This window comes from Dyella humicola (assembly GCF_026283945.1).
Taxonomy (GTDB): domain Bacteria; phylum Pseudomonadota; class Gammaproteobacteria; order Xanthomonadales; family Rhodanobacteraceae; genus Dyella; species Dyella humicola.
Genome location: NZ_JAPDPC010000004.1, coordinates 32,445 through 59,340, shown reverse-complemented (window position 1 = coordinate 59,340; position 26,896 = coordinate 32,445). Strand labels below are relative to the sequence as shown.

Sequence of the window (26,896 nt, the reverse complement as noted above, 5' to 3'; positions counted from 1 at the left end):
GGGTAATAGCAAGCTTGCCATTGCCGTTCGTCTGGGCCTGGCCATGGGTGCCCTTGTGGCAACCGGCTCGGTTTTCGCCCAGGACGCGGCAGGCAGTAATCCTGAATCCGCCAAGAAGCTGGAAACCGTGACGGTCACCGGCTCGCGCATTCGCAGTGTCGACGTTGAGACGGCTCAGCCGATCATCACCGTCACCCAGGCCGATATCCAGAAGACCGGCCTGACCAATGTCGGCGACATCCTGCAGAACCTGACCATCACCGGCCAGCCGACTTTCAGCAAGTCCGCCGTACTGACATCCAACACCGAAGAAGGTGGCCAGTACGCCAACCTGTACAACCTCGGCGAGAACCGCACCCTGGTGCTGGTCAACGGCAAGCGCTGGATGACCAGCCTGGCCGGCTACACCGACTTGTCGACCATCCCGGCAACGCTGATCGACCATATCGAAATCCTCAAGGACGGCGCATCGGCCATCTATGGTTCCGATGCCATCGCCGGCGTGATCAACATCATCCTGAAGGATCACTTCGAAGGTGCCGCAGTCAGCGGTCAGATCGGCCAGAACGAAGGTAACGATGGCCGCCAGCAGGCTTATTCGTTCACGGTGGGCAGCACCGGCGCGAAGTCGTCCATCGTGTTCGCCGCGACCTACAACAAGACCGACCCGGTCTGGGCGAAGTCGCGCGACATCACCGACTACACCTATGGCCCGAACCATATTGAAGACGGTTTGAGCTCCACGTCTCCCTGGGGCCGCTTCAAGCCTGCCGATCCGTCTACCGCCACGGTGACAGGCTCGCATTATCTCGACCACACCGGCAGCTGGAACGGCCAGGGCGAGGGCGCAGACTCGACCCAGCTCAGCAACTACCATTCGCCGGCCAACTTCCCGGACGATTACTACAATCCGTCGCAGCAGATGATGGCCCAGCTGCCGACCGAGCTGAAGTCGATCTTCACCTCGGGCAGCTACACCTTCAACGATTACGTGACGTTCAAGGCGACGGGCATGTACTCGGAGCGCGATTCGTCGACGCAGACGGCCGGCTATCCGTTGAACAGCGCCAGCCAGCCGACCTTCCCGGTCTACCTCAGCGGCCAGAGCTTCTACAACCCGGTGCCGGGCCAGGATGAGTTCTTCTATCGCCGCATCGTCGAGATGCCCCGCGTCAGCGACGAATCGGCCAAGTCGTTCCATTTCGACGCCGGCTTCGAAGGTGCGTTCCAGGTTGGCAAGTACACCTGGAACTGGGATGCCGGGTTCGGCTACAACAAGTACGACGTCAACACGATCGGCACCGGCAATATCAACCTGCTGCACCTGCAGAGCGCGCTGGGTCCGTCGTTCCTCAATGGCGCAGGCGTCGTCCAGTGCGGCACGCAGGCCGCTCCGATCGCGCTGTCGCAGTGCGTGCCGTTCAACATCCTCGGCGGCCCCACCGCCTCCACGCCGCAAGCGCTGAACTACATCAACGCCCTGGAGCAGTCCAACCTGCAGAGCCTGATCAAGGACTACACCGCCAACATCACCGGCGGCCTGTTCGAGATGCCGGGCGAAGCGGGCACGGTCAGCTTCGCGGCAGGCGTCGAGCATCGTGGCGTCAGCGGTTACGACTACCCCGATGAACTGGCCAGTGCCGGCTTCACCACCGACCTCGCGGCCGGTGCCACCGTGGGCCGTTACAACACCAACGAAGTCTATGCCGAGCTCAACATCCCGGTCTTGAAGGACCTGCCGGGCGCGAAATCGCTGTCCTTCGACGTGGCCAGCCGTTACTCGCACTACAGCAGCTTCGGCGGTACCACCAATAACAAGTACAGCTTCCAGTGGATGCCGTTCGACGACCTGATGGTGCGTGGCACCTTCGCCAAGGGTTTCCGCGCACCCACGCTCGCCGACACATTTGGCGGCGGTTCGCAGACGTTCGATCCCTATTCCGATCCCTGCGACACCAACCCGACCATCGGCTCCACCAGTAATCCGACGGTGGCCAAGGCGTGTGCAGCGGCCGGCTTGCCGGCTAACTTCCATCAGACCGACACCAATGGCAAGCCAGTTTCGGCCCCGGATACCCAGGGCGTTACGCCGTTCAATGCGGGTGCTGGCAATGCCTACCTGCAGCCTGAGCACAGCATCAGCCGCACGGCGGGCTTCGTCTACAGCCCGAGCTATGTGCAAGGCCTGGACTTCACGCTCGACTACTACCACATCAACATCACCAACGTGATCACGGCGATCAGCGCTGACTATGTGCTGCAGCAGTGCTATGTGTTCTCGGTGCAGAACTATTGCAATCAGTTCAGCCGTGATGCCAATGGTCAGGTGGTTGGCTTGAACCGCGGCAACGCCAACCTGGGTTCGCTGGATACCTCCGGCTACACCTTCGGTGTGCATTACCGTCTGCCGGAGTTCTCGTTCGGTAAGTTCGTGGTGACCCTCGACAGCAACTATCTGTCGAACTACACCACCATCAGCACGGCAGGTGCACCGCCGCAGGACTACGCCGGCACCTATGGCTACCCGCGCGTGCGTGCGAACCTGGGTCTCGACTACACGAAGGGTAACTGGGGCGCCACCTGGGGCCTGCGTTACTACGGTGCCTTCCGCGACCTGTGCTGGGACGACACCGAGTGCAACGAACCCAACTACAACGGCCACAGTTGGCCGTATGGCGTGGGCGCGAACCGCAAGGGCGCGATCATCTACAACGACGCCCAGGCCCGTTACGAGCTGCCGTGGAAGGCCAACATCGCGTTCGGCATTCGCAACATCTTCGACAAGCACCCGCCGACCACCTACTCGGTCAACAACAGCAGTTCGGGCCTGATCGACCCGACCCTCGACCTCGATCGTTATTTCTACCTGCAATACAACCAGAGGTTCTAAACCTCTGCTTTGAGCGCACCACCCCGATGGAGTCCCGCAAGGGGCACCCTTTTTCGGAGTCCCGCAAGGGACTCCGCTTTTTTTTGTTCCGATGGAAAAAACCGACGCTGTCGATGCGCCGGCCTGGCTTCAAACCAGCATCAGTCCGGGATGCCCCATAAAGCCCGGTCCAGGTCCGCGTCCATGCCGAAGCTGGCCAGTGGCACGCGCCCGTTTTTCACGACGACACCTTCGGCGCGCAACAGCCGGCATTGTTCGCGAAAGCCGCGACTGCCTGTCGGCAGAGCAACCTGACCGCTGGAGCGCAATACCCGATACCAGGGCAGGGTCATGCCTGCAGGGGTTTCTCCAAGCAGCTTGCCTACGAGTCGCGCCCTGCCCGGCAAGCCGGCACGAGCGGCAATCGCGCCGTAGCTGGCAACGCGACCGCGCGGAATGGCCGCGATGGCGGCATAGATGCGTGCATGTGCTTCGTTCATGGCGTGATCGGAAAGATTGAACAGGCTCTTTACGCTAGGTCGTGGCACAGTAGCGGTGGTAAAACTGCCTGCCAAGGACATCGCGCCATGCGCCATTTCGAAGCCGTGCGCTCCCACATCGGCAGCATGCATCAGTTGCGCCACAACGACCCATATCTGATCAGCTTCGATCTCACTTTGCCGCACGACCGCCACCAGGGCATCTATCTCGCCGAACTGGAAGACGAGTCCGGTCGCCGCTATCTGCGTATCTCCACCCCGATTGGCCCGCTCGCGGGCACTGACCCGCGACGCTGCCTGCGTTTCAACTGGGAGCAGCGCAAGGGCTTTCTCGCCCTGGCCGACCTGGACGGCTCGCCCTACCTGCACTTGTGCGAGAACCGGCCCTACGAGCTATTGGACGCGGCTGAACTAAAGCGCTTGATCGAGGAGCTGGGCGACCTGGGCGACCAACTGGAACGGATCGTCGCCACGGGTGGCGACGATCTCTGATTGAACGGGCCTGATTGATCGGCCGCTCAGAGCAGCGCAGCGAGACGCACCATGCCGTAAGCAAGCAACGCGGTGACCGGCAGCGTGAGAATCCACGCCCATACCATGCGTTCCACCACCGACCAGCGAATGGCATTCCAGCGCTTGGCGGCGCCCACGCCCATGATCGAGGCGGACACGTTATGCGTCGTCGACACCGGAATGCCGAAGGCCGAGGCGGTAAGGATCACCGCCGCTGAGCTACCTTCCGCGGCAAAGCCGTTGATGGGGTGCAGCTTCACCATCTTGTGACCCAGCGTCTTGATGATGCGCCAGCCGCCGCCTGCGGTACCCGCTGCCATGGTCAAGGCACATACCACGGCCACCCAGGCCGGCACGTTGAAGCCGCCATCCGACGAACCCTGGATGCGCAGGAAATGCAGCCATGCCGGCAGCCCGTCGAATTGTCCGGCGGCCGTCGCGCCAGCCAGGGCCAGGGCGATGATGCCCATGCTCTTCTGCGCATCGTTCATGCCGTGCGCCAGGCCCATCGCGCTGGCCGAGAAAATCTGCGCCTTGCCGAAGAAACTGTTGACGAACGGGGTGCGGCCAAACTTTCGCAGAAAGCCTGTCCGGCTGGAGAGCCAGCTCAGCAGCGCATAAAGCGAACCCATCAGCAGGAAGCCGATGACAAAGCCCATCAAGGGCGACACCACCATCGGCATGATCACCTTCGGCAACACGCCCTTGCCTTCCCACCAGTGCGCGCCACCCTGCGCCCAGATCACCGATGCGAAGTTGTTGCCGGACGAGGCAATCGCCGCCCCCACCAGCGCACCGACCAGAGCATGGCTGGAACTGGACGGCAACCCCATCCACCAAGTGATGAGGTTCCACACCGTCGCCGCCAACAAGGCGCAGATCAGCAACTGAGGTCCTGCCGCAATGACATGCGTGTCGATCAGGCCGGCGGCGATGGTCTTGGCCACCGCGGTGCCCCACAGTGCACCGATGAGATTGGTGACCGCCGCCATCAGCACCGCCTGTCCCGGCGTCAGCACCTTGGTCGCCACCACCGTGGCAATCGAGTTGGCCGTATCGTGAAAACCGTTGATATAGGTGAAAGCCAGCGCGATGAGTACGACGGCAAGAGCAAGGCCGATACTCATGCGCACACCCCGCGCAAGGCACGCGCGAGGACGCAGGCCCGATAGGTGACCGGGCAGCTCAGGTAGGGCGAGGTCATCGGGCGGGCCTCAGGAGTTCTTCAGCACAATCGAGTAGACGGTGTTGCCGACGTCGCGGCACTTGTCGATCGCCTTCTCGAGCAGCTCGAACAGATCCTTGGCCAGCATCGCGCGCATGGCGTCGTTGCCTTCCATGTAAAGCGTCCGGTACGGCGAGAGCAGCATGCGGTCGCCTTCCGATTCCAGCGTCTGCAGGCGGTCTTGCAGCTTCTTGACCGGGTCGATGCGCAAGCCGCGGCGAAGCTCGCCAATCATCTCCGAGACGACCTCGGTGGCGCGCTGAAGCACGTGCGCACGCGCGGCGAAATCGACATCCACCAGGCGCGCGGCAACGATCTCATAGCGCTCGGCGAACTTCTCGATGGTCTTGGGGATCTTGTAAAGCGCCGAATTCAGCGCCTCGATGTCCTCGCGGTCGAGCGCGGTGACAAACGTGTTCACCAGCTCTTCGCTGATCTGCCCGGCGAGCGCCTTCTCGCGCTGGCGAGCCGAAGCGAAGGCGGCCATCACGGGCGCATGGTCTTTGCGCGTGACCAGTTCGTGCAAGGCCTTGGCGCTTTCGCGCGCTGCGTCGGCACTCTGCTCGAGCAGGCCATAGAACTTATCGCCTTTGCCGAAAATCGTTTGCAATGAAAACATGCGGTTATTGCCTGGGTGCGGGGACGGCGTAAATGACGGGTATGTTACAGGACGCCCCTAGTGCACCGCATCACGCCTGCCAGGCAGCGCCTCTTGGGCCTGTGCCAGACACCCGGAGCCCTTCACTGGCGGCGAAGAAGACCCGTCGAGGCCTTACACTGCGTCTCATGCCCATCCGCGACCTTTTCCGCGACCGTCTGCCGTCATGCTGACCGAAATCGCGCTCGTCCTCGTCCTTTCGCTGTTCAACGGCTTCTTTGCGCTCTCCGAAATGGCCCTCGTCGCCTCGCGCAAGACCCGCCTCAAGCACATGGCGCGAACCAGCCGGCGCGCCCGGCTGGCCCTGCGGCATGCGGAGGCGCCCGAGCGTTTCCTGTCAACCGTGCAGGTGGGCATGACCCTGGTGATCCTGATCACCGGCTCCATCGCCGGCGATGTGCTGGGTGACCATATCGCCAATATGATCCATGGCGGCCGGGCGGCCTGGATGGAGCCCTACGCCAGGGTGATCGGGTTCGTGCTCGGATTCACCATGATCTCCTACATCCAGATCGTCATCGGCGAGCTGGTGCCCAAGCGGCTGGCGCTGTCCTCACCCGAGGTGATCTCCGGCTACGTGGCCATGCCGATGCTGGTGCTGTCGCGCGTGGCCACGCCGTTCGTATGGCTGCTCAATTTCTCCAGCGGGGCGCTACTGCGACTGATGAACGTGCGCAGGCGTGGCAGCGACGTGGCCTCCGAAGAAGAAATCCGTCTGCTGGTGGCCGAAAGCGCCGAGCACGGCGTGCTCGATCGCGACGAACACAACATGGTCAATCGCGTGCTCCGCCTGGGCGACCGCAGCGTGGACAGCGTGATGACGCCGCGCACGCGCATCGTCTGGCTGAACCAGGCCGCCAGTTACGAGGAAAACGCCGAGATCCTGCGCAGCACGCCCTACTCCCGTTATCCGGTCTATCGCGGTGACGAGAGCGACATCCTGGGTGTGGTCGAGGTGAAGCGACTCCTGCGCGGCTTTGCCGAAGGCAAGCCTGACCTGTTTGGCCAGCTGTCCAAGCCGCTTTACGTGCCCGCGACAGCGCGGGCACTCGACCTGCTGGAAGAGTTCCGCGACGCGGAAACGCAGTTGGCCCTGGTGGTGGACGAATACGGCGACATCGTTGGCCTGGTCACGCTCAACGATCTGCTCGCGGCCATCGTGGGTGCGACCCAGCTCGGCAGCAGCGGCCCAGAGGAAACCCAACTCATCGTCCAACGCGAGGACGGCAGCTGGCTGGTCGATGGCTCTCTGTCAACCGACGATCTGCGCGAGCTGCTGCACGTGGATTCGCTGCCTGGCGAAGAAGAGCACGAGTACCGCACCGCAGCTGGCATGGTGATGGCCGCGCTCGGACATATCCCGCAAACCGGCGAAGTGTTCGAGTGGCGCGGCTTCCGCGTGGAAGTGGTGGACCTGGACGGCGCCCGCATCGACAAGCTGCTTATCACGCCGGTACCGCGCGTGGATGTGGACGAGGATGGGTTTTGACGCTATCTGGGGACCAACGTCTTTTCAAAGACTCCGCAACGAATAAGTCCTTGCGACCCCACTATCTTATTTCGTCATCCCAGCGGATGTTGGGAGCCGCTGGGATGACGACTTCTTAGGCGCCTTTGATCTTGTCGTTCGCGATCTGCGCCATGCGTTGCGCATCGGCAAAGATGCCGTGCATCACGCGCAGTTCGCGTTCGTCCATCTGCGCACGCTGGAACAGCTTGCGCAGACGCAGCATGATCGTGGTCGGCGCGCGGCCCTTATGGAAGTCGATGTCGTCCAGCATCTGGCCGAGGTGCTCGTAGAAACGCTCCATCTGGGCCGCATCGGCCGGCAGCTCGGCATCCGCGCGAACCGGCGCCGCCACCTCGCCCAGCGAGGCCACGCGCAGTTCATAGGCCATCACCTGCACGGCCTGAGAGAGGTTGAGCGAGCTGAAATCATCCACGCTAGGGATGCGCACCATGGCGTGGCAACGGGCCAGCTCTTCGTTTTCCAGGCCGGTACGCTCGTTGCCGAAGACCAGGGCCACCTGCTCGCCGCGCGCAGCAGCGGCCAGCGCGCGGCTGGCGGCCTCGCGGGGCGAGATTTCCTCCAGGTCGACGCCGCGGCGCCGGGCCGACAGGCCCAAGGCGAGGCTGGTGCCTGCCAAGGCATCGACCAGACCCTCATGGATGCCAGCGCCTTCCAGCACGTCATCGGCGCCAGCCGCCAGCGCCGAGGCCTCCCGATCGGGGAAACGGGACGGCAACACCAGGTCCATACGCCCAAACCCCATGGTGCGCATAGCCCGCGCCGAGCTCCCAATGTTGCCCGGGTGCGAGGTGCGCACCAGTACGTAGCGGATGCGTGCGGCAAGGTCGTTATGGGTGGTCATGAAGGGGAAAATCGCAGCAAAACGGGGGCAAAGCTTGGAAATTGTGGGCCGATCTGTCAAACACCCCCCAGCGGGCCCGCCCCGGGCCGCCCGCCCGCGCCCGCCTTCTCTGCTAAACTCCGCGGCCGAAAACCCCGTTCTTTTGCAAAGTCGAAGCCATGCCCAGACCCGCCGTTAACGTCGCGGTGCGCGCCGCGCGCTCCGCAGGAAACATCATCCTGCGTTATATGAACCGTATCGACGGCCTCAATATCGTCGAGAAGCAGCGCATGGATTTCGCCTCGGAAGTCGATCGCCTGGCCGAGGCCGAGATCGTCAAGGAACTCAAGCGCGCCTACCCCACGCACGCCTTCCTCGCCGAGGAAAGTGGCGCGACGGGCAAGGGCCCGCTGGTATGGGTGATCGACCCGCTCGACGGCACTCACAATTACTTGCGCGGCATCCCGCATTTCAGCGTTTCGATTGCGCTGCTCGACAAGGGCGAACCGGTCTATGCCGTGGTGTTCGACCCGCTGCGGGATGAACTGTTCACCGCCAGCAAGGGCGATGGCGCCTATCTCAACGACCGCCGCATGCGCGTCAGCAAGCGCGAGAACCTGGGCGGGGCGATGATCGCGACCGGCTTCCCTTATCGTCAGCGCGCCCATCTGCAACCGCAGCTGGACATGACGCGCGCCATCCTCGGCCAGGCCGAGGATATTCGCCGCTCCGGCTCGGCAGCATTGGACCTGGCCTATACGGCTGCAGGCCGCTACGACGGCTTTTTCGAGATCGGCCTCAAGCCCTGGGACATGGCCGCCGGTGTGCTGCTGGTGCGCGAAGCAGGCGGTCGTTATTGCGATTTCGCCGGCCGCGACGGCATCCCGGCGAGCGGCAATATCGTCGCCGGCAACCTGCATGTGGCACAGGCCATGGTCGATGCTTTCAGCGCGAACGCCACACCGACGCTGCTGAAGGCCTGAGCTGGCTAAAACAGCACCATGGCGACTTGATTCGCATGCTTTTGCGATCACGCCATAGCTAGCGATTCGTGCATTGCCTAGGCAATTACTTACGCGTACATTGAACGTAATAAAGGCGTCCTTGGGCGCCTTTACTGCTATCCGGCACCTGACCAACTCGCGCGCGTGACCAGCGCATGCGATGCGCAGCGCCCAGCAGCACACGGGGAAATCCAGACATCCATTCAGCGCTCGTCGCTGACTGCTCTTTTTCTGAGGGGGAGAAGAACGTCATGTCCAAAGCACTACGTGCCTTCATCGTGTTGGCCGTCGCATCCGGGGTCTTCGCGCCCGTTGCCCATGCATTTACCAATCCGCCCGACCAACACGTCGAGATGGGCGGCCACAACGATACCGCGACGACCATTCAGCGGAATTTTCCGGCACCCGAGTCGGCATTGTGCCTGGCAGGCGAGTGCGTGAAGTCGGCAGCAGCGACGTTGGCGGCCCCGCGCGCAGCCACCGTAGCGGCGCAAACGACCCAGATCGTGTGCCAGGGTGTCACCTACAACCACCCGATTCCCTACGATCTCAATGGCGATTGCGTTTCCGATATCTTGTGGATGAACGACCAGACCCACCAATTTGGTTGGTGGCTGATGGGCCCTCCGTACACGCAGAGCGGCACCCAATACCTTTCCCGAACCGTTGGCGGAACCTTGTCAGTGACCCCCGGGTACTGGATTGCCGCCAGCGGCGACTTCAACGGTGACTTCAAGGCCGACCTGGTCTGGACCAGCAACAACCGCGACCTGTATCTATGGACCAGCACCGGCACGGGTTTCAGTTCCCAATATATCGGCACGTATCCCGCGGGCTGGAAACTGGTCGGTGCCGCGGATATCGACGGTGACGGCATTGACGACCTGATCTGGGAAAACGACGAGGCCTGTGAATACGGCTATTGGTTGATGAATGGCAACACGGTGAAGTCGAGCAAGGCGATGTCGGTCACCTGCGGCTTCCAGATCCATTTCATCGAGACCGCGTTCGACTCCAACACGGGAACGACGCCCGCCATCTACTGGGTCAACGTCAGCAACCCCAATTTCCCGGCCAACGGCGTCTATCGCTGGCTGCCCCAACAGCAGACGTTGAATTCCGCGTTTATTGGCTTTCAGCCGCAGGATCTGACCTACGTTGGAGGCACAACGCGCTACGGTGCGTCAGCGCTGGTCTTCAGCAATTCGAGCGGCGCCCTCTCGATCTGCTCGGACGGGCCATCCGCGTGCACTAACTTTTTCAGTGCCCCGTCCCCGACCGGACACTCCGTCGTAGCTGCGGGACACTATTCTGGCCATGTGGCCACGGAAGATCTCCTGTGGACCAGCGCCAGCAATGACTTGATCATTTCGTCGCAGATATACAACCCGAGCGCACTGACCACCACCTACTCGCAGTTCTACACCGTGGGCAGCTACCCCGCGGGCTGGCACATCGTGAGGCCCGGCGCGCAGAACTGACCTGGCGCTACTGATGGCCTGAGGAAGATCAACGGATGTATCAAAGGCGCCCACCCGGGCGCCTTTTTTGTTGGTCCCGTCATCTCTTTAGGCTTGCCTTATGTAGGAGCGCCTAGGCGCCTGGCTCGATTTCGCGCAGGAAACCACGCAGGAACGGCACGGTGATGCACCGCTGCGCGGCGAGCGAGGCCTGGTCGAGGCGGTCGAGCAGATCGAGCAGCGCCCCCAGGTCTCGCGCATAGCGATTGAACAGCCAGTCCAGCACCGTGTCGTCAAACTCGATGATGTTGCTAAAACAGCACTATGGCGACTTTGATGCGCATGTTTTTGCGACACCGCCATAACTAGCGACTCGTGAATTGCCTAGGCAATTACTTATGCGTACATTGAACGTAATAAAGGCGTCCTTGGGCGCCTTTATGGCTATCCGGCACCTGACCAGTTCGCACGCCCCATCCGCACATGGGATGTCCAGCGCGACGGCCGGCAACACAGGGGAAATCCAGTCATCCATTCAGCGCGCGTCGCTGACTGCTCTTTTTCTGAGGGGGGAAAGAACGTCATGTCCAAAGCACTACGTGCCTTCATCGTGTTGGCCGTCGCATCCGGGGTCTTCGCGCCCGTTGCCCATGCATTTACCAATCCGCCCGACCAACACGTCGAGATGGGCGGCCACAACGATACCGCGACGACCATTCAGCGGAATTTTCCGGCACCCGAGTCGGCACTGTGCCTGGCAGGCGAGTGCGTGAAGTCGGCAGCAGCGACGTTGGCGGCCCCGCGCGCCGCCACCGTAGCGGCGCAAACGACCCAGATCGTGTGCAAGGGTGTCACGTACAACCACCCGATTCCCTACGATCTCAATGGCGATTGCATTTCCGAACTTCTGTGGATGAACGATCAGACCCACCAGTTTGGTTGGTGGCTACTGGGTTCGCCGTACTCGCAAAGCGGCACCCAATACCTTCCCCGAACGGTCGGCGGCACCGTCTCAGTGACTCCAGGGTATTGGATTGCCGCCAGCGGCGACTTCAATGGCGATTTCAAGGCCGACCTGATCTGGACCAGCAACAACCGCGACCTGTATCTATGGACCAGCACAGGCACGGGTTTCAGTTCGCAATATGTCGGCACTTATCCCGCGGGCTGGAAACTGGTCGGTGCCGCGGATATCGACGGTGATGGCATTGACGACCTGATCTGGGGAAACGATGACGCCTGTGAATTCGGCTATTGGCTGATGAACGGGAATACGATCAAGAGCACCAAGATCATCAGCACAACCTGTGGTTTCCAGGTCGCGTTCATCGATACCGCATTCGATTCGCCGAACAAGACTACGCCAGCCATCTACTGGATCAATGTCAGCAACCCTAACTACACCTCCACGTCCCTCTATCGCTGGCTTCCTCAGTCCGACACACTCAATTCGGTGTTCCTTGGCTACACAGGAGGTGCCTCCATCATCGGAGTGCAGACCCAGGTGATGTATTCGCCCCTGTTGATACTCAACCAGGCGGGCGTTCCCGAGACGTGCCAGGACATCCAGAATCAGTGTTATCCGAATACGGCGGGTATATCCATCCCCGGACCCGGCCAATATTCGATCGTGGCCGCCGGACACTACAGCAGCCCCGCGTCGCAGGACCTGCTGTGGGCAAGCACTGACGGCGGACTCGTCGTCGCGAACTACACCTTGACGGGTTCTTACCCTGGCGCGGCCCCGTACAACTTCTACAAGGTGGCTGGCTTTCCGACTGGCTGGCACATTGTGCGTCCAGGCAAGCAGAACTGACGACGAAAAAAAAACGGGGCCCATGGCCCCGTTTTTTTATGCCAGTGGAATACGCCGTCGTCACACCTGACAACGGCGTTCCACGAACGACTTACTTCAGCAATTCACGCAGAAACGGCACGGTGATGCGCCGCTTTGCGGCAAGCGACGCCTGGTCAAGCCGATCGAGTAGATCAAGCAGGGCGCCTAGGTCGCGCGCATAGCGGGAGAACAGCCAGTCCAGCACCGTGTCGTCGAGCTCGATGCCGCGGGAGGCCGCCTGTTGCCGCAGCACGTCGCGGCGCTCGGCATCGTCCAGCGGCTTGAGCAAGGCCTGCTGGCAGGCACCCAGGCGCGAACGCAGATCGGGTAGGCCCAGGCCCAACTGGGAAGGCAAGGCTTCGGCAGCAAACAGCAACGCCGCGCCTTCGGCCTTGGCGCGGTTGTACACATCGAACAGGGCGTGTTCGGCGTCGCGATCGCCCACGATCGCGCCGAGATCATCCAGCGCCAGGAACTCGCTGCCAGCCACGCCGCGGATGGCAGCCGCCTTGTCGCGCAAGCTGGCCAGTGGCAGGTATTGCACGGTGCGCCCACCCTCGACAGCCGCCTGGCAGGCAGCCATCAGCAAATGGCTTTTGCCACTGCCGACCGGACCACAAAGGTAGAGCCACGGTGCGCCAGGCGTGCGCGCCAGCTGCTCCACCGCAGCAAGCGTTGCGGCGTTGGCACCGGGATGGAAATGTTCGAAGCGCTGGCGGCGGGGCCAACGCAGGGCGAGCGGCAACTGCGGAATCATCTTTGCGGTACTACGTCCTTATCGCCGACGTGAGCGACGACCGTGCTGGTCTCGACCGTGCCATCAGGCGTGTCGACCGTGACATCCACCTCGGTGCGCACCGGTTCACTACGGCCGTCTTGCATGTACAGGTCACTTTGCCGGTAACGCTCGCCCAGGTAACGCAACAGCACCAGGATCACCGATGCCGCGGGCAAGGCCAGCAGGACGCCGAGGAAGCCGGCCAGGTAGCCGCCCGCGAGCACGGCGAAGATCACGGCCACCGGGTGCAGGCCGATTTTTTCGCCCACCAGTCGCGGCACCAGCACATAGCCTTCCAGCAGCTGGCCGGCGGTGAAGATGCCGATCACGATCAGCACATGATTCCAGTCGCCGTACTGCACCACGGCGGCAATCAGCGCCGAACCGAAACCGACGATGAAACCCAGGTACGGAACGAAGCTGAGCAGTCCGGCGACCATGCCGATCAGCGGGCCCACCGACAGCCCCATGATGGTTAGCGAAGCACCATAGAAAATGCCCAGCGCCAGCATCACCAGCAGCTGTCCACGCACGAAGGCGCCCAGCACGCTGTCGACTTCCCGCGCCAGCTGGCGGATGGTCGGCTCGATCGAGCGGGGCAGCATGCGATCGATCCAGGTCACCAGGCGATCCCAGTCGCGCAAGAGATAAAACGCGACCACCGGGATCAACACGAGGTTGGTCAGCCACATCACCACGCCCACGCTCGAACGGGAGATCTTCCCGAGCACGCTCGACGCCACTCCGCCAATCGAACCGATATGGTCCTTGAGCTGGGCCATCAGGCGATCGGTATCGAAAGCACGGGGATCCAGGTGCAAGGTGGCCTGCACCCACGGCAGCGCCGTGCCGCGAACCCAGTCCACGTAGCGCGGCAAGTTCTGCACCAGGTTGTCGACCTGGCGCGAAATCAATGGAATCAGCAGCAGCAACGCGCCCACGGTCAACAGCAACAACCCGGTGAATACGATGCTCACGGCCAACGTGCGTCCCATGCGAAGGCGCTGCAACCGATCGGCCAATGGATTACCCATGTAGGCCAGCATCGCCGCGAACGCAAACGGCATCAGCACCGGCGCCAGCAGCCAGAACACATAGACGATGGCCGCGCTGATCGCGAGCATCTGCCAGCGGCGGGAGGTGTCATGTGTCATCGACATGGCTCATCCAATGAGGTTAGGCAGTTTGACCCATGCCGGCAGGCATCGCCAGAGCGACGCCGCAAGACGTCACTACCGGTTCGCTTGACTCAGTGGACCCAGCGCAAACTGGCATCAGCCTCGCTGTGCGAGTCCCCGCGCAACAATCGCCCACCCGCAGCGAGGCTGTTGGACAACGCATCCATCGGCAGGCTGGCCTTGACGGCGAACAACATGCCGTCGCTTTGCGCGCTCATCGTGGTCACCTGGCGCACGGCCGGGTCGGCGCGCAGCGTGGCCAGCAGATTCGCGTAATCCATGGCCGAATTGATTCCGGAGATCCACAGCTTGCCGTCGATATTGGCCGAACCAATCACGTTGAGCTGCTTGGCCAGGCGATCTGCCAGGCCGTTGCCGGCGTCCGTGAGGACCGCGGCCGCGTTCGCGCCGTCGTTGTTCCATCGCTGCTGCGGGCCGCCGGACACCAGTACCCAGTCACCGCTGTTGCCGTGCACCTGGCCCAGCAGGATCAAGCCTGTCTTGTACTGCCTGGCCAGCGCAGCCACCTGCTCGGGGTCGGCGCTGGTGAGATTCGGCGTGTCGCCGGTCTTGGCGGGATCCGCCAGCACCGTGCTGTAGCCGCGCGCCGCGATCGCCTGGGTGAGTGCGGTCAGCGCGTCCTTGGTCAGCACGCTGCCGTCCTCGTCGCGCACCACCAGCAGCACCGGCGGCTTGGACCCGGCACTGGCCACGCCCATCTGGGCCACGGCCCGCTGGACCGCGGCCTGATCGAAGGTCACCTGCAAGGCCAACCCGGTCGCGGCGCGCTGATACTGAAATTGCTTCACGATGCCGGCGGCCCCCTTGAGCACGTCGGCATAACCCGGCTTGCTGCTCAGGTCCTGCCCTCCGGAGGTCCGCGCCAGCACCTGGGCCAGGCCATCGCTGAATGCGTTGTTTCGCGCCGCATCGCTGGTATCGGCCACCGAAACCACCACCGTGTACGGTGACACCTGCTCTTGCGCATGCACGGACAGCAGCGGGGCAAGTCCAAGCATCAGACAAACGAGCAACAGACGGGACAGGCGCATGAGGCGGGGGAATCCGGAGGGGAACACCGGGAAGTCTGCCCAATCCGACCGGCAGCGTCCATCGGAAGTGGCCCCGGATCGGCACTAGGCCTCAGTTGCGCGTGCTCGCGGCGAACCGCGGGCAGGCCCACGTCTACGCTGCTACAATTCAACGTTTCTCCACGCCGGGTTGCCCCCATGTCCGACGCCCTTACCTACCGCGCCGCTGGCGTCGATATCGACGCGGGCAATGCCGTGGTCGAACGCATCAAACCGCTGGTCAAGCGCACCTTCCGTCCCGAAGTGATGGGCGGCCTGGGCGGCTTCGGCGGCCTGTTCGACCTGTCCGGTCGCTTCAAGGAGCCGGTGCTGGTCTCGGGCACCGATGGCGTGGGCACCAAACTCAAGCTCGCCCAACAGTTGGGTCGCCACGACACCATCGGCATCGACCTGGTCGGCATGTGCGTCAACGACGTGCTGGTGCAGGGCGCCGAGCCGTTGTTCTTCCTCGACTACTTCGCTACCGGCAAGCTGGATGTGGACACCACGGTCGCGGTCGTTGGCGGCATCGCCAAGGGTTGCGAGCTGGCGGGCTGCGCCCTGATCGGTGGCGAAACGGCGGAAATGCCGGACATGTACCCGCCGGGCGAATACGACCTGGCCGGCTTCACCGTGGGCGCGGTGGAGAAGTCCGCCCTGCTCAGCGGCGAGGGCATCGTGGCCGGCGACGTGATCCTGGGCGTGGCCTCGTCCGGCCCGCATTCCAATGGTTACTCGCTGATCCGCAAGATCGTCGAGCGCGCGGGCAGCCCGCTGGAGCTCGACCTCGGCGGCGTCTCGCTGGCCGACGCGCTGATGGCGCCGACCACGATCTACGTGAAGCCCCTGCTGGACCTGCTCAAGCACCAGTCGTTGCACGGCATGGCCCACATCACCGGTGGTGGCCTGAAGGAAAACATCATCCGCGTCGTACCCGATGGCCTGGGCATCGCGCTCGATGCGTCCACCATCGTGTTGCCGCCGGTGTTCGACTGGCTGATGCGCGAAGGCAACGTGGCGCGCGAGGAAATGTGGCGCACCTTCAACTGCGGCGTGGGCTTCACCATCATCCTGCCGCGCGACGCCGTGAATAACGCCTCGGCCTTGCTGGCCAAGCATGGTCTGGCCAGCTCGGTGATCGGCGAGATCGTGCCCGCCCAGGGCGACGAGCGCGTGCACATCGGCTAAGCCTCGTGTCCTTGCCGCGTCTTCGCGTTGCCGTGCTCGCCTCCGGGCGCGGCAGCAATCTGCAAGCCTTGATCGCTGCACGCGATGCGGGCGAGCTGCCGGTCGACTTTGTGGCGGTCGGCAGCGACAAGACCAAGGCGGGCGCGTTGCAGCTGGCCGAGGCGGCCGGCATTCCCACCTTCACGCTCGATCCCAAGCGCTACGCCCATCGGCGCGACTACGACGTCGACCTGTTCGCGCGACTCGATGCCAGTGGCGCGCAAGTACTGGTATTGGCCGGCTTCATGCGCATCATCGATGGTGAAACGCTCAAGCCCTGGGCCGGACGCATGATCAATGTCCACCCTTCCCTGTTGCCCAAATACCGCGGTTTGCATACGCATCGCCGCGCCTTGGCAGCGGGAGACGCGGAACATGGTGCCAGCGTGCACTACGTGACCGCGGAACTGGATGGCGGCCCGGTGATCGCACAGGCGCGCATCGCGATCCAGCCCGGCGACGACGAGCACAGCCTGGCGCAACGCCTGCTTGTTCACGAGCATCAGTTGCTGCCCGCCGTACTCCGTTTGATCGCGCAGGGACGTCTGGCCTTGGCGCAGTCCGATATTGTCGAACGGGATGGCCAGCCCTTGCTTGCGCCGCTGCAACTACGCGACGGCGATTTGGTTGACTGAGTCCGGGCCGACCCTCTACGACCCGTTCAGGATGAGCGCGTAGACTTTGGACCTCATGACCAAGCCAACCTCCATTCGCACGATCGCCGCCGGCCTGGTGCTGGCGCTCTCCACCTCCGCCGCACTGGCCGCCACACCAACGCCGTTCACCGCGACCTATCAGGTATCGCAAGGTGGACAGGTGATGGGCGAAGCCGTGGTGACGCTCAAGTCGGTCGGCAACGGCTTGTGGGAATACAGCAACCAGACTCACGGCACGGCGGGCCTTGCCGCCGCGCTGGGCGCCAACTCCACCGAGACGACCCGCTTTCGCTGGAACAACAACGCGCCGGAAACCGTCAGCTACGACTACCACATGGACGCCGCGATCAAGAGCAAGCAGCGCCACATGGAAGTGAACTGGAGCAGCAACCAGGTCAGCGTGGATGAAGGCAAAGGACCGATGACCTACGCCAGCGTGCCAGGCATGGTCGACCGCAACACCGCACCGCTGGCCATCGGCATGGCGCTGCGTGGCGGACAGCAGACCGTTGCACTGCCCGTGGCAGTCAAGCGCAACGTTGAGAACCAGCAGTTCAAGGTGGCTGGCAAGGACAGCATCAAGGTGCCGGCCGGCAGCTTCCAAGCGGAACGGGTCGAGCGCAGCGACAGCGACAAGGCCTTCAGCGCCTGGTATGCCCCGCAGAAATATCCGGTGCCGGTGAAGCTGGCGCAGAGCGATGGTGGCAATCTGGAATTGCAGCTGGTGAGCTACAAGAACGGCAATTGAATCGCGCCCCGCCTCTGATCGTCATCCCCGCCTTCGCGGGGATGACCGCAAAAAAAAGGCCGCTGTCGCGGCCTTTTTTTATCCCTGGGAAACCCGCGCTTACGACGGCAAGCGGCGAATCTTCGCGCCCAGCACGCCTAGCTTTTCCTCGATGTTCTCGTAGCCGCGATCGATGTGATACACGCGATCCACTATGGTGTCGCCCTCGGCGACCAGGCCAGCCAGTACCAGGCAGGCCGAGGCGCGCAGGTCGGTGGCCATGATCGGCGCACCGCTCATCTTCGCGACACCCTTGATGATCGCGGTATTGCCTTCAAGGCGGATATCGGCGCCCAGGCGTTGCAGCTCCAGCGCGTGCATGAAGCGGTTCTCGAACACCGTCTCGGTGATCACGCCCACACCCTCGGCCACGCAATTGAGCGCGGTGAACTGCGCCTGCATGTCGGTCGGGAACGCCGGGTACGGCGCGGTGGTGATATTGACCGCCTTGGGACGACGGCCGCGCATGTCCAGCTCGATCCAGTCGGCGCCGGTGGAGATATGCGCCCCCGCCTCTTCCAGTTTCGACAGCACCGCGTCCAGCGTATCGGCGCGGGCGTTGCGGGCGCGCACCTTGCCGCCGGTCATGGCCGCACCGACCAGGAAGGTGCCGGTTTCGATACGGTCGGGCAGCACTTCGTACTCGGCGCCATGCAGGCGCTCCACACCGTGGATAACCAGGGTGGAGGTACCTGCGCCCTCGATCTGTGCGCCCATGGCGATCAGGCAGTGCGCCAGATCGACCACTTCCGGTTCCTGCGCGGCGTTCTCGATCACCGTGGTGCCCTGGGCCAGCACCGCCGCCATCATGATGTTCTCGGTACCGGTGACAGTGACCATGTCCATCGAGATGCGGGCGCCCTTCAAGCGCTTGGCCTTGGCCTTGATGTAGCCATTCTCGACGATGACTTCGGCGCCCAGCGCCTGCAGACCGCGAATGTGCTGATCAACCGGACGCGAACCGATAGCGCAGCCGCCCGGCAGGGAGACTTCCGCTTCGCCGAAGCGCGCGACCAGCGGGCCCAACACCAGGATCGAGGCGCGCATGGTGCGCACCAGGTCGTACGGCGCGAAGCAGCGATCGGTGGAACGCGGGTCGACATGCATCTTCATGCGGTCGTCGAGCACCAGCTGCGTGCCCATCTGGCCGAGCAGCTCGATAAACGTGGTGACATCGTGCAGGTGGGGCACGTTGCTGATCGCCACCGGCTCGTCGGCCAGCAGGCATGAGGCGAGGATGGGCAGTACGGCATTCTTGGCGCCGGAAATGCCTACCTCACCGTGGAGCGGCACGCCGCCACTGATCAGGATCTTGGCCATCGTAGTCCTTGCGAAAGTGCGTGGGAGTCACAGCGCAGCCGTCAACGGCGCGCCGCGATCTCCTCGGGAGTCAGGGTTTTCAGGGCAAGCGCATGAATCGCACCACCCATGAGATCCCCCAGGGTGGCGTAAACCAGGCGGTGCCGTGCGAGCGGCAACTTGCCAGCGAACTGTTCAGCCACCACTTCAGCTTCGAAGTGCACGCCGTCGTCGCCATTCACGGCCGCCCGCGCACCGGGCAGGCCTTGTTCGATCATTGCCTGGATGGTGGCAGCGTCCATGGGATTGGTTGTTCCACTTGCAGAGGGTTGGTCAACGTCGTGGATTCGAAAGGCCGGTGAATCCAATGCCGTCGACTATGACGTTAAAATGCGAATATGCCATGTTAATGGAAAACCTCTGTCGCAGAAACGACACGCGTACCCGGCGCAGCCCGCCTACCGACCGCAAGCAAGCGCCAACGCCATGATTTAACGGAATATTTCAACGTCACTGCAAGCTTTTTGGCGATGACGAAATTCCGGCACCAACCCCGAGGATGCATGAACGCCCACATCGCCCCAGCCAGCCAGAACGCGATCAACGCCGAGAACATCGTGCAGAGCGCCCGCACCGTGATCGCCACCGAAGCGGCAGCCATCCGCGACCTGGAGACGCGAATCGGACCGGAGTTCGTGGAAGCCTGCCGCTTGATCATGGCTTGCGCCGGGCGCGTGGTGGTCACGGGCATGGGCAAGTCCGGCCATGTCGCCCGCAAGATTGCCGCCACCCTGGCTTCCACCGGCACGCCAGCCTTCTTCGTCCATCCGGGTGAGGCCAGCCATGGCGACCTGGGCATGATCCTGCCGCAGGACGTGGTGCTTGCGCTCTCCAACTCAGGCGAAACTGACGAAGTGCTGTTCATCCTGCCAGTGATCAAACGCCAGGGCATCCCCTTGATTGCGATTACCGGCAATACGAATTCCTCGCTGGCAGACGAGGCCAACGTCCATCTGGATGCCAGCATCGCCGCCGAAGCCTGCCCGTTGGGGCTGGCACCCACCGCCAGTACCACGGCAGCCCTGGTGATGGGTGATGCGCTGGCCGTGGCCTTGCTGGAGGCACGCGGCTTCACATCCGAGGATTTCGCCCGCTCGCACCCGGCCGGCAGCCTCGGCCGCCGCTTGCTGCTGCACATCAGCGACGTGATGCACACGGGCGAAGGCATTCCTGCCGTGTCACCCGACGCCTCGCTGACCGAGGCATTGATGGAAATGACCCGTAAGCGTCTGGGCATGACGGCGGTGATCGATGCCGACCGACACCTCCTTGGCGTGTTCACCGACGGTGACCTGCGCCGGGCCCTGGACGACGATGGCGTGGATCTGCGCGGATCAACGGTGGCCGCACTGATGACACGTGGCCCCAAGACCATCAGCGCCGACAAACTGGCCATCGAAGCCGCGCAATTGATGGAAAAGCATCAAATTCACGCCCTGCTCGTGGTCAACGACCAGCAGCAGGTGGTGGGTGCACTGAACATTCACGACCTGCTCCGCGCCCGTGTGGTCTGATCCGGCCGTTCGGCCGTTTCAGGCCTAGGCCGCATCGCCGCGTCCACCGTCCGGGCACGCCCGACGTTTGACGGTACCGCCCTTCCGCCCTCCTGCCGACACCTCCTATGTACCTGGCCGACCTACCTGCTGACATTCTTGACCGTGCTGCCAAGATCCGTCTCGTCGTCTTCGATGTGGACGGCACGCTGACCGACGGTCGCCTGTGGTACGCCGAGGACGGGCATGAAACCAAGGTGTTCCATGTGCACGATGGCCTGGGCCTCAAGCGCCTGCTGGCCAACAACGTGCAGGTGGCGATCATCTCGGCGCGCATCAGCCATCCGGTCGCTCTGCGCGCCGAAGAACTGGACATTGCCCATGTCTACCAGGGCCAGTCCGACAAGCGCGCCTGCCTGGAGCAGTTGATGGAAGCCCTGTCGCTGACGCCGGAACAGGTGGCCTTCGTCGGCGACGACCTGCCCGACCTGCCGCCCATGCGCATCGTCGGCCTCGCCGTGGCGGTGGCCAATGCCCATCCGTGGATTCTCGAACAGGCGCACTGGCGGACCCGCCTCAACGGAGGCCTGGGTGCCGCACGCGAAGTCAGCGACATGATCCTGCACGCGCAAGGCAAGTCGGCCGCCGAGCGGGAGCGTTGGCAGTGAATCTGCGTAGATACCTGCGCGACCGGGGCATACCGGTGGCGATCGTGTTGATTGGCCTGGCGACGGGCGCCGCCCAGATGTTGTACTGGTGGCTGGCACCTACCCCGAAGGAAAGCGACTTCGTCGGCCCACCGCGCTCGGGTTACGTGCTGACCAACTTCAAGCTGTGGGCCTTCGGCGTCGATGGCCTGCCCAGCTTCCGCATGGTCGCGCCCCACCTCGAACGGCGTGAGAACGACGAATCGCTGTACATCAACACGCCGAATTTCGAAATGCCCTCGAACCAGCCGGGCGTACCTCCATGGCTGGGTAACTCGCTGTACGCCTGGGTCGACAAGAGCGGGACCCTGCTGAAACTGCAAGGTCCGGTATTCATGCACCGCGCCGCCTTCGCCGAGACGGCCGCGGCGGAAATGCATACCTCGGACGTCACGGCCTGGCCCAAGGAGAACCGCATGGAGACGGCGGCTCCCGCACATATGGTGCAGGGCGACAGTAAACTTAGCGGAGTTGGCATGCGTGCCAACCTCAACACCAATCATCTGGAGCTGCTCGATGAAAGCCACGGCTCGTTCCCGCCGCGCAAAAACAGGACCCAAGCTGGGTCTCAGCCTGCTGTGCCTGCTGTGCCTGCTGGGGCTGCTCATCCTGCAGCCGGCGTTAGCCAAGCAGGATGACCGTAATCAGCCGATGAATTTCGCGTCCAAGACCGTGGACGGCTTCAACCAGCCCAACACCATCACCACCCTCACGGGCAATGTGGTGGCCACGCAGGGCACCATGAAGGTCACCGGTGACGTGGCGAAGTTGCATCTGGACGCCGATACGCAGGTCGCACGCATCGTGGTCACCGGCAAAATGGCGCACATCGAGCAGTTGGACGACGCCGGCAACCTGATGCAGGGCGACGCCGACACGCTCGACTATGACAACGTCAACGGTATTGCTGTGCTCATCGGCAACGCCGTGGTGCGACAGCAGGGCCGCGGCGAGTTCCATGGCGACAAGCTCACCTACAACACCAATACCGCGCTGATCACCGGCCAGGCGGGTGGCGACGGTCTGGTGCACGGCGTGATCCTGCCCAAGGTGAAGCCCGGCGCGCCCGCCGCAACGCCCCCCAAGCCAGCACCGGCGCCCGCTCCAACCACGCCGACCAAGCCGGCGACCCAGCCGACCGGGAACCAGTAATCGATGCTTTCTGCTGAAGGGCTACAAAAGAGTTTCAAGGCGCGCCAGGTCGTACGCGACTTCGCCTTCTCCATTCGCGAGGGCGAAGTGGTCGGCCTGCTCGGTCCCAATGGCGCCGGCAAGACCACCTGTTTCTACATGGTGGTCGGCTTGATCGAGGCCGATGCTGGCGTCATCAAGCTCGACAAGCAGGACATCACCGGCCTGCCCATGCATTCACGCGCCAAGCTCGGCATTGGTTACCTGCCGCAGGAAGCCTCGGTGTTCCGTCGGCTCAGCGTCGCCGACAACATCATGGCCGTGCTGGAGCTGCGTGAAGGCTGGGATGAAAAGCGTCGTACCGCCGAGCTGGAAAGTCTGCTGGACGAATTGAAGATCGCGCACATCGCCGACCAGAAGGGCATCAGCCTCTCCGGTGGCGAACGTCGCCGCGTGGAGATCGCCCGCGCCTTGGCCGCGCATCCCCGCTATATGCTGCTGGATGAGCCCTTCGCTGGCGTCGACCCGATTTCGGTGGGTGAAATCCAACGCATCGTGCGCCATCTCAAAGAGCGCGGCATCGGCGTACTCATCACCGATCACAACGTGCGTGAAACCCTTGGCATCTGCGACCGCGCCTACATCCTCAACGATGGTGAAGTGCTCTCGCGCGGCACGCCAGCACATATTCTTGCCGACGAGAAGGTGCGCGAGGTCTACCTGGGTCGCGAGTTCCGCCTGTAACAGCCCAGCTACAGCAGTAAATCAGAGGTAGTACACGATTCCGCCTTTGACCTATGGCCGACCCTGGGCACAGGCGTTAGGATGACCCGGAAGTACATCCGACCCGGCTGGCATGAAACCCGGACTGCAGTTTCGACTCAATCAGCAGCTCACCCTGACGCCCCAGTTGCAGCAGGCCATACGCCTACTGCAACTGTCGCAGCTAGAGCTGGAGGCCGAGCTGCGGCAAATCGCAGAGGGCAACCCGTTGCTCGAGTTTTCCGAGGACAACCCGGAAGACGTCGATGGCGACGAGCGCGAGGTCGTGGATCTGCTGCCGGCCAGCAGCACCAGCACCTCCAGCAATGACACCGTGGACGACGCCGAAGCGCCGGAGTGGAGCGACAGCGACGGTGGCGGCGAAGATCCCATCGACTTCTCCAGCAGCGGCAGCGCCACGCGCAACAACGGCAATGCCGATGACGACGGTTTCGAGCCGCAAAGTGCCGCGGCGGAAACGCTGCAGGAACACTTGTTGTGGCAGCTCAACCTCACGCACATGAGCGTGCGCGAGCGCACCATTGCCACGGTGCTGATCGATGCGCTCAATTCGGACGGCTACCTCACCGAAACCATGGAGGCGCTGATCGGCGCCTTGCCGACGGATCTGAAGGCCAGCGCGGCGGAAGTGGAGAACGTGCGGCGTGCGCTGCAACGCTTCGATCCCACCGGCGTAGCCAGCCTGGATTTACGCGACTGCCTTCGCGTCCAGCTCGAGCAATTCGATGCCGACCTGCCACAGCGCGAACTGGCGCTGCGCATCGTCGAAGGCGAACTTGAGCTGCTTGCCCGCAACGACATCGCACGACTCGCGCGCAAGCTACGCGCCAGCGAGGACGACACCGCGGCGGCCGCCGTGCTGATCCGCAGCCTCGATCCACGACCTGGCGCCGCGCTGGACGTTACGCCGGTGGAGTACGTGGCACCGGATGTCTATGCACGCAAGGACGGCGGACGCTGGCGCGTCAGCCTCAATCCCGACTGCCAGCCCCGACTTGGACTCAACCAGCACTATTGCGGGCTGATCGCGCAGGCGCGCGGCACCGATGCCAGCTGGATGCGTGGCCAGCTGCAAGAGGCCCGCTGGCTGATCAAGAGCCTGGAATCGCGCGCGGAAACGCTGATCAAGGTGGCCGAGGCCATCGTGCGTCGGCAAAGCGCCTTCCTCGATTACGGCCCTGAAGCGATGCATCCACTGGTGCTGCGCGAAGTTGCCGAGGAAGTGGGCATGCACGAGTCGACGATATCCCGTGTGACCACGCGCAAATACATCCATACGCCACGCGGTACTTTCGAACTGAAGCACTTCTTCTCCAGCGGCGTCTCCACCGAAGACGGCGGCAGCGCCTCGGCCACCGCCATCCAGGCCATGCTGCGCAAGCTGGTCGACGCTGAAGATCCGCGCAAGCCGCTTTCCGATCAGGCCATCGCCGAGGAGCTGCACCGCAAGGGCATTCAGGTGGCGCGCCGCACGGTAGCCAAATACCGCGAGGGCATGCGCATCCCCAGCTCCAGCGAGCGCCAGCGGGCAAGCTGATCACTCTGCGACGAAGCATCTCGGGAACTTGCCGGGATAAAAGACGTCCCCATTAAAGGAGAGAGTCCCGCCGGAGGAAAACCTGTCATGTCCAACTCGTGAAGGTCCGCATAACGCGGACTTTGCGGTAGAAGTGCATAGTGAATGCCCTGCCTTGGCGAGGAGACGGGAATCCCCCCTATGGAGCACCCCGTTAGTTGAAGGTGTGAATGAAGGTGTGTCGGCCACGGTCCCGCGACCGGCGCATCGACCCCAGCCGCGACCAGCGGCAAGTACCAGAGGAGGCGCAACATGCAAGTTCAACTCAGCGGTCAGCAGATCGAAGTCACTCAGGCTCTTCGGGATCACGTGAACAGCCGGCTCGACCGCCTTACCCGCCTCGACGACAAAATCCTCAGCCTCAGCATCGTGCTTTCAGTGAACAAGCTGCAGCAACGCGCCGAAGGTACGGTCAACGTCTCGGGCGCCAGCCTGCATGCCGAAGCCCTTGAGGCCGACATGTACGTCTCCATCGATGTTCTGTTCGACAAGCTGGTCACCCAGCTGCGCAAGCATCGCGAAAAGATTTGCGACAAGCACCAGCGCGCCGTGCGCGAAGAGCGCCAATTCGGCTGACTTGGTGCCCCGGCCCGCTCCGCTCCGGGGCGGGCCGTATCCCCACTTGGAACCTAGCCTAAGCCCCTTCTCCCCGGCGGGGAGAAGGAGTAAGGGCGCCAGCCACAAAGCACGCGGGAAGGCGTCTGTCGGTGCGAACTGGCACAATGACCAGGTAGCCGCCAGGGTCCATACAGGTCCCGCCACGCGGCGCAAAGGACCTGGATTGGATCGTCTTACCGCACGGCAACTCTACGATGGCGTTCATGAGCGTATGGCTCTGCGCTGGGTTTCCGGCATGCGTGGCGAATCGCGCGTACTGGAACACGGTGCCACCACCGTCCGCCGCCCCTCGCTGATCGGCTATCTCAACGTCATTTACCCGAACAAGATCCAGATCATCGGCACGGAGGAGCTGAACTTCCTCGACGGCCTGGATGCGCGCCAGCGCTGGGAAGCGCTCAACAAGATCTCCGCCTACCAGCCGGTCGCGATCATCGTGACGAAGGATCAGGCGATTCCCACCGACCTGCGTGAAGTGGCGGAGGAAACCAATACGCCACTTTGGATCAGCTCCAAGCGCGGCCACGAACTGCTGACCTGGATGCAGTACTACCTGGCGCGCTTGCTCGCGCCTAAGATCACGCTGCATGGCGTGTTTCTTGAGGTGTACTCCATCGGGGTCCTGATCACCGGCGAATCAGGCTCCGGCAAGAGCGAGTTGGCGCTGGAACTCATCAGTCGCGGCCACCGCCTGGTGGCCGACGACGCCACCGAATTCACCTTGATTGCACCGGACGTGATCGACGGTACCTGCCCCGAATTGCTGCAGGACCTGCTGGAAGTGCGCGGCCTGGGTGTCCTCAACGTGCGCGAAATGTTTGGCCACACCGCGGTCAAACCCTCCAAATACATTCGCCTGGTGGTGCACTTGAAGCCACTTCGTGAAGGGGAGGATACCGACGGACTCACCCGTCTCACCGGTGACATCGGCTACCGCGATATCCTAGAAGTGAAGGTGCCGATGATCACGATCCCGGTGGCACCAGGCCGCAACCTGGCTGTGCTGGTGGAAGCCGCAGTGCGCAACCATATGCTCAAAAGCAAGGGCATCGACCCGGCCCAGACCTTCATTGATCGCCAGGCGCACCAGATGCGCCGGCTGCCTCCGTGGTGAAC

The 26,896-nt window shown here is 63.1% G+C and carries 26 protein-coding genes and 1 pseudogene; 17 read left to right on the top strand and 10 right to left on the bottom strand.

Annotated features, from left to right (window positions below; translation table 11 throughout):
* Positions 1-43: 43 nt before the first annotated feature.
* Positions 44-2,890 (top strand): TonB-dependent receptor plug domain-containing protein, encoded by a 2,847-nt coding sequence (locus tag OUZ30_RS18695; protein ID WP_425601541.1) that lies wholly within the window; start codon positions 44-46, stop codon positions 2,888-2,890.
* 140 nt (positions 2,891-3,030) lie between these two features.
* On the opposite strand, the gene OUZ30_RS18690 is transcribed toward OUZ30_RS18695, so the two are convergent.
* Positions 3,031-3,369, bottom strand: a complete 339-nt coding sequence (locus OUZ30_RS18690) for an MGMT family protein (RefSeq protein WP_266183965.1) — start codon at positions 3,367-3,369, stop codon at positions 3,031-3,033.
* A gap of 87 nt (positions 3,370-3,456) precedes the next feature.
* Here OUZ30_RS18690 and OUZ30_RS18685 point away from each other — a divergent pair, with 87 nt between their 5' ends.
* A complete protein-coding gene (locus OUZ30_RS18685; protein ID WP_266183964.1) occupies positions 3,457-3,861 on the top strand; it encodes a hypothetical protein in 405 nt (134 codons plus the stop codon).
* A 26-nt stretch (positions 3,862-3,887) separates the two neighbouring features.
* Here OUZ30_RS18685 and OUZ30_RS18680 read toward each other — a convergent pair whose 3' ends face one another.
* Positions 3,888-5,009, bottom strand: a complete 1,122-nt coding sequence (locus OUZ30_RS18680; RefSeq protein WP_266183963.1) for an inorganic phosphate transporter — start codon at positions 5,007-5,009, stop codon at positions 3,888-3,890.
* A gap of 87 nt (positions 5,010-5,096) precedes the next feature.
* On the bottom strand, positions 5,097-5,726 hold the full coding sequence (locus tag OUZ30_RS18675) for a DUF47 domain-containing protein (protein WP_266183962.1): 630 nt from the start codon (positions 5,724-5,726) through the stop codon (positions 5,097-5,099).
* Between the two features lie 205 nt (positions 5,727-5,931).
* Here OUZ30_RS18675 and OUZ30_RS18670 point away from each other — a divergent pair, with 205 nt between their 5' ends.
* Positions 5,932-7,254, top strand: coding sequence for a hemolysin family protein (locus OUZ30_RS18670; RefSeq protein WP_266183961.1), 1,323 nt, complete (start codon positions 5,932-5,934; stop codon positions 7,252-7,254).
* Positions 7,255-7,369: 115 nt separating this feature from the next.
* On the opposite strand, the gene OUZ30_RS18665 is transcribed toward OUZ30_RS18670, so the two are convergent.
* Positions 7,370-8,137, bottom strand: a complete 768-nt coding sequence (locus OUZ30_RS18665; RefSeq protein ID WP_266183960.1) for an RNA methyltransferase — start codon at positions 8,135-8,137, stop codon at positions 7,370-7,372.
* A gap of 158 nt (positions 8,138-8,295) precedes the next feature.
* Between OUZ30_RS18665 and OUZ30_RS18660 the strand changes: the two genes are divergently transcribed.
* On the top strand, positions 8,296-9,099 hold the full coding sequence (locus OUZ30_RS18660; protein WP_266183959.1) for an inositol monophosphatase family protein: 804 nt from the start codon (positions 8,296-8,298) through the stop codon (positions 9,097-9,099).
* 272 nt (positions 9,100-9,371) lie between these two features.
* Entirely contained in the window at positions 9,372-10,601 is a 1,230-nt protein-coding gene (locus OUZ30_RS18655) for an FG-GAP repeat domain-containing protein (protein ID WP_266183958.1), read from the top strand.
* A 112-nt stretch (positions 10,602-10,713) separates the two neighbouring features.
* Here OUZ30_RS18655 and OUZ30_RS18650 read toward each other — a convergent pair.
* A pseudogene (locus OUZ30_RS18650) lies at positions 10,714-10,884 on the bottom strand (HdaA/DnaA family protein); the annotation flags it as partial.
* Between the two features lie 279 nt (positions 10,885-11,163).
* Here OUZ30_RS18650 and OUZ30_RS18645 point away from each other — a divergent pair.
* A complete protein-coding gene (locus OUZ30_RS18645; protein ID WP_266183957.1) occupies positions 11,164-12,396 on the top strand; it encodes an FG-GAP repeat domain-containing protein in 1,233 nt (410 codons plus the stop codon).
* Between the two features lie 91 nt (positions 12,397-12,487).
* Here the strand turns inward: OUZ30_RS18645 and hda are convergent, their stop codons facing one another.
* The 3 genes from hda to OUZ30_RS18630 form a co-directional block, all read right to left on the bottom strand.
* Complete coding sequence (hda, locus tag OUZ30_RS18640) at positions 12,488-13,174, bottom strand: DnaA regulatory inactivator Hda (RefSeq protein WP_266183956.1); 687 nt, start codon at positions 13,172-13,174, stop codon at positions 12,488-12,490.
* A complete protein-coding gene (locus OUZ30_RS18635; RefSeq protein ID WP_425601540.1) occupies positions 13,171-14,349 on the bottom strand; it encodes an AI-2E family transporter in 1,179 nt (392 codons plus the stop codon). Before OUZ30_RS18635 ends, hda begins: the two co-directional genes overlap by 4 nt.
* A gap of 95 nt (positions 14,350-14,444) precedes the next feature.
* Positions 14,445-15,425, bottom strand: a complete 981-nt coding sequence (locus OUZ30_RS18630) for a DUF2066 domain-containing protein (RefSeq protein WP_266183954.1) — start codon at positions 15,423-15,425, stop codon at positions 14,445-14,447.
* Between the two features lie 177 nt (positions 15,426-15,602).
* On the opposite strand from OUZ30_RS18630, the gene purM reads away from it, so the two are divergent.
* The 3 genes from purM to OUZ30_RS18615 are packed head-to-tail and all read left to right on the top strand — an operon-like array spanning position 15,603 to position 18,074.
* Positions 15,603-16,631, top strand: coding sequence for a phosphoribosylformylglycinamidine cyclo-ligase (purM, locus tag OUZ30_RS18625; RefSeq protein ID WP_266183953.1), 1,029 nt, complete (start codon positions 15,603-15,605; stop codon positions 16,629-16,631).
* 5 nt (positions 16,632-16,636) lie between these two features.
* A complete protein-coding gene (gene purN / locus OUZ30_RS18620) occupies positions 16,637-17,305 on the top strand; it encodes a phosphoribosylglycinamide formyltransferase (protein WP_266183952.1) in 669 nt (222 codons plus the stop codon).
* Between the two features lie 55 nt (positions 17,306-17,360).
* Entirely contained in the window at positions 17,361-18,074 is a 714-nt protein-coding gene (locus OUZ30_RS18615; protein ID WP_266183951.1) for a DUF3108 domain-containing protein, read from the top strand.
* Positions 18,075-18,173: 99 nt separating this feature from the next.
* Here OUZ30_RS18615 and murA read toward each other — a convergent pair whose 3' ends face one another.
* The gene (gene murA, locus OUZ30_RS18610; RefSeq protein ID WP_266183950.1) at positions 18,174-19,433 is read right to left on the bottom strand and encodes a UDP-N-acetylglucosamine 1-carboxyvinyltransferase; all 1,260 of its coding nucleotides are present in this window, start codon (positions 19,431-19,433) and stop codon (positions 18,174-18,176) included.
* Between the two features lie 41 nt (positions 19,434-19,474).
* A complete protein-coding gene (locus tag OUZ30_RS18605; RefSeq protein WP_266183949.1) occupies positions 19,475-19,714 on the bottom strand; it encodes a BolA family protein in 240 nt (79 codons plus the stop codon).
* Between the two features lie 261 nt (positions 19,715-19,975).
* On the opposite strand from OUZ30_RS18605, the gene OUZ30_RS18600 reads away from it, so the two are divergent.
* The 8 genes from OUZ30_RS18600 to hprK all read left to right on the top strand — a co-directional run bounded on the left by OUZ30_RS18600 (position 19,976) and on the right by hprK (position 26,894).
* Positions 19,976-20,986 (top strand): KpsF/GutQ family sugar-phosphate isomerase, encoded by a 1,011-nt coding sequence (locus tag OUZ30_RS18600; protein WP_266183948.1) that lies wholly within the window; start codon positions 19,976-19,978, stop codon positions 20,984-20,986.
* 107 nt (positions 20,987-21,093) lie between these two features.
* Complete coding sequence (locus tag OUZ30_RS18595; protein WP_266183947.1) at positions 21,094-21,633, top strand: KdsC family phosphatase; 540 nt, start codon at positions 21,094-21,096, stop codon at positions 21,631-21,633.
* Positions 21,630-22,310, top strand: coding sequence for an LPS export ABC transporter periplasmic protein LptC (gene lptC / locus OUZ30_RS18590; protein ID WP_266183946.1), 681 nt, complete (start codon positions 21,630-21,632; stop codon positions 22,308-22,310). Before OUZ30_RS18595 ends, lptC begins: the two co-directional genes overlap by 4 nt.
* Before the next feature lie 13 nt (positions 22,311-22,323).
* A complete protein-coding gene (gene lptA / locus OUZ30_RS18585; RefSeq protein WP_266183945.1) occupies positions 22,324-22,824 on the top strand; it encodes a lipopolysaccharide transport periplasmic protein LptA in 501 nt (166 codons plus the stop codon).
* 3 nt (positions 22,825-22,827) lie between these two features.
* Entirely contained in the window at positions 22,828-23,547 is a 720-nt protein-coding gene (gene lptB / locus OUZ30_RS18580; protein WP_266183944.1) for an LPS export ABC transporter ATP-binding protein, read from the top strand.
* A 112-nt stretch (positions 23,548-23,659) separates the two neighbouring features.
* Positions 23,660-25,123, top strand: a complete 1,464-nt coding sequence (locus OUZ30_RS18575) for an RNA polymerase factor sigma-54 (protein WP_266183943.1) — start codon at positions 23,660-23,662, stop codon at positions 25,121-25,123.
* Between the two features lie 291 nt (positions 25,124-25,414).
* Positions 25,415-25,738, top strand: coding sequence for a ribosome hibernation-promoting factor, HPF/YfiA family (gene hpf / locus OUZ30_RS18570; protein WP_266183942.1), 324 nt, complete (start codon positions 25,415-25,417; stop codon positions 25,736-25,738).
* Between the two features lie 205 nt (positions 25,739-25,943).
* Positions 25,944-26,894, top strand: a complete 951-nt coding sequence (hprK, locus tag OUZ30_RS18565) for an HPr(Ser) kinase/phosphatase (RefSeq protein WP_266183941.1) — start codon at positions 25,944-25,946, stop codon at positions 26,892-26,894.
* The last annotated feature ends 2 nt before the right edge of the window (positions 26,895-26,896 follow it).